The following is a 3,166-nucleotide window of genomic DNA, read 5'->3' as shown; positions in this document are numbered from 1 at the left end:
ATCCGAGCCCGATTGCAACTATCCAGCGTAGCTTCGTCATGAGCATCACCATTGCCGTGCGCCGACTGTAGGTCGCGCCGAACCGGCGATGGTAGTAGCGGGCTGTTTCGGTTGAGAACAAAGGCCGGCCGCCTTTCACGCGCGGCTGTGTCGCCCCGGGCGGCCCTCAATCGTCGAGCCGGCGCGCCCCGCGACCGGCCTTGATGTCGCCGCGGCGCTTCTTGCCTTCGAGCCGGCGTTGTTTGGAGCCGAAGGTCGGCTTGGTTGCGCGCCGCGGCACCGGGCGCACCATCGCCTCGCGCAACAGCTCGACGAGGCGGTCGATCGCGTCGGCCCGGTTGCGCTCCTGGCTGCGGAAGCGTTGGGCCTGGATCACGATCACGCCATCCTTGGTCATGCGCTGGCCGGCGAGGCGCGCAAGCCGTGCCGCGGCATCCTGTGGCAGCGCGATGCGGCGCGCGTCGAAGCGCAATTGCGCCGCGGTCGAGACCTTGTTGACGTTCTGGCCGCCCGGGCCGGAGGCGCGGACGAAATCGATCTCGATGTCGTTCTCGTCGATTGTGAGGTCGCGGGAAATCCGCAGCATGGCGTCACCGGGGGAGGGGAATGGATCGGTGCGCGCAGGATAGCGGTTTTGCAGCAAAGTTGCTGCCCTCTCCCCGCAAGGGAAAGGGCTTGAGCGTTTTCGTCCGCGGGCGAATTGGCCCGGCAAGCGACGACGTCTAATCCGCCTTCGGCAGTGCGGGTGCGGTTGCTGCGGCCGGCTCGGCCGCAGCCTGCGGCGCGCGGCCGACGACGACCGTGAGCATGCCCTGGCCCCACAACCGCTTGGCCGCGGCCTTGGCATCGTCCAGCGTCACGGCATCGACGATGCCGTTGCGCTTTTCGAGGTAGTCGATCGGCAGCTTATCGAGCTGGTATTGCAACAGTCCCGAGGCCAGCTTCGAGGAGGTGTCGAGCTGCAGCATCTGCGATCCCTTCAGGTAGGACTTCGCTTCGTCCAGTTCCTGCTGGGTCGGGCCGTCCTCGGCCATCCGGCGCACTTCCTTGTCGATGGCGTCGATGGTCTCGCCGGCGCGGTCGGCGCGGGTGCCGGTATTGCCGATGAAGATCGCCGAATGGTCCATCCACAACAGCGCGTCATAGATCGAATAGGCCAGCCCACGCTTCTCGCGCACCTCGTGATAGAGCCGCGACGACAGGCCGCCGCCGCCCAGGATGTGGTTGACGACATAGCCGGCCATGAACTGCGGGTCGTGGCGCGGGATGCCGGGACCGCCGAAGGTGATGACGGTCTGGGGCTCGTCGAGCGGGATGTAGGCGCGCTGCGGCGGCTTGGCGGCGACAACGTCGGGTATCGGCGTCAGCTCGGCCTTGGCCGGCAGGCTGCCGAAGGTCTGGTCGAGCAATTTGCCGAGCGTCGCCGGATCGACATCGCCGACCACGGCGATCTTCAGCGTATCCTTCGCCACCACGCGGCGGACATAATCCTTCAGATCGGCAACCGTGATGTTTGGCACGCTCTGCAGCGAGCCGCTGGCCTCGCGGCCGTAAGGATGGTCGCCAAAGGCGAGCTGGAGGAATTTGCGTCCCGCAAGCTCGTTGGGGCTCGTGGTGTCGCGGCGCAGGCCGGAAATGATCTGCGAACGGATGCGTTCGACGTCGACGCTGTCGAAGTGCGCCGATGTCAGCGCCATCCGCAACAGCTCGAAGGCTTCCTCCTTGTTGTCTTTCAGCATGCGCAGCGAGCCGCGGTAATAATCCCGTGTCGCGCTGAAGCTCAGCTCGATGGCGCGGCGGTCGAGCCGCTCGTGATAGGCCTTGGAATCGAGGTCGCCGGAGCCCTCATCCATGGTGTCGGCGACCAGATTGGCGAGCCCGGATTTGTCGGCCGGATCCTGCGCCGCGCCGCCGCCAAAGGCATATTCCATCGCGATCAGCGGCACGGTCGAATCCTGCACGAACCAGGCTTCGATGCCGCCTGGCGAAACCAGATGCTGGATCTTGGTGGCGGCGCGCGACGGCGCCGGGGCCAGCAGCCCGAAGACGAGGCCGCCGAGGGCGATGCACGCGGAGCGCCGTGTCAGAGTGATGAAGTCGATCACGAACGCTTCTCCTCGTGCTTCGGCGTGGTGTCCTTGATCAGATAGCCGGTCACCGAGCGTTTCTTGACCAGCCATTTCTGCGCGGCCGCGCGGACCTGCTCCGCAGTCACCGCGCGAATCCGGTCCGGCCAGCTGCGGATATCATCGATGCTCAAGCCGGTGGTGAGACCGCCGCCATACCAGCGCGCCAGCGTCGCCTGGTTGTCCTGCGCGTAGATCGCTTCTGCGATCAACTGGGTCTTGACCCGCTCGAGATCCTCGGCGGGCACCGGGTTCCGCGCGACGTCGGCGATCACCTTGTCGACGATCTGCTCGACCGCCGAAAACTCCACGCCGGGCGCCGGCGCGACCGCGACCGAGAACTGCGTCGCATCCAGCGATGTGCCCTGATAGGCGGCGCTGGCGTTGACCGCGAGCGGCCGGTCGACCACCAGTTCACGATAGAGATAGGAGTTGCTGCCGTTGCCCAGGAGTTGCGCCAGCACGTCGAGCGCCGGGCTTTCGCCGGCGGCCGCGGTCGCGGCGGACGGCACCAGGTAATAACGCTTCACCGTCGGCTGTTCGACATGGGGATCGGCCAGCGTCACCGTGCGCGCCGCCACCGGTTCGGGCTCCTGCGGCCGGATGCGACGCACGGGAATCGCGGGCTGGGCTGCGACTTTGCCAAAGGTCTGTTCGGCGAGCGGGCGCACCTCGTTGACGTCAGTGTCGCCGGCGATCACCAGGATCGCGTTGTTTGGTGCATAGAAGCGCCGGTAGAACGCCAGCGCGTCCTCGCGGCTGAGCTTCTCGATTTCGTGGTGCCACCCGATCACCGGGCGTCCGTAGGGATGGTTGAGGTAGAGCGCGGCCATGATCTGCTCGTTCAGCCGCGCCTCCGGATTGTTGGCGACCCGCATGTTGTACTCCTCAAGCACGACATCGCGCTCGGGCAGCACATTTTCGTCCTTCAGAATGAGGCCGGTCATGCGGTCGGCTTCGAAGTCCATCATCAGCGCCAATTGATCGCGCGGCACCCGCTGGAAAAAGCCGGTGTAATCCTCCGAGGTGAAGGCATTCTC

3 protein-coding genes are annotated in these 3,166 nt (G+C 66.0%); all 3 read right to left on the bottom strand.

What is annotated here, in order from left to right:
• Positions 1-166 precede the first annotated feature (166 nt).
• On the bottom strand, positions 167-586 hold the full coding sequence (arfB, locus tag WCB02_RS40510; RefSeq protein WP_423968258.1) for an alternative ribosome rescue aminoacyl-tRNA hydrolase ArfB: 420 nt from the start codon (positions 584-586) through the stop codon (positions 167-169).
• Between the two features lie 136 nt (positions 587-722).
• Complete coding sequence (locus WCB02_RS40505; protein WP_423968256.1) at positions 723-2,105, bottom strand: M16 family metallopeptidase; 1,383 nt, start codon at positions 2,103-2,105, stop codon at positions 723-725.
• Positions 2,102-3,166, bottom strand: a 1,065-nt coding sequence (locus WCB02_RS40500) for a M16 family metallopeptidase (RefSeq protein ID WP_423968254.1), incomplete at its 5' end; no start/stop codon positions are given. The genes WCB02_RS40500 and WCB02_RS40505, both read right to left, overlap by 4 nt.

The organism is Bradyrhizobium sp., assembly GCF_049581145.1.
Classification (GTDB): Bacteria; Pseudomonadota; Alphaproteobacteria; order Rhizobiales; family Xanthobacteraceae; genus Bradyrhizobium.
Note: the sequence above shows the minus strand (reverse complement) of the source record. Positions and strands in the feature narration are given on the sequence as shown.

What these genes read in the sequence shown, in the direction of transcription:
- arfB (WP_423968258.1), bottom strand. Translation starts at nt 586, where the DNA reads ATGCTGCGGATTTCCCGCGACCTCACAATCGACGAGAACGACATCGAG.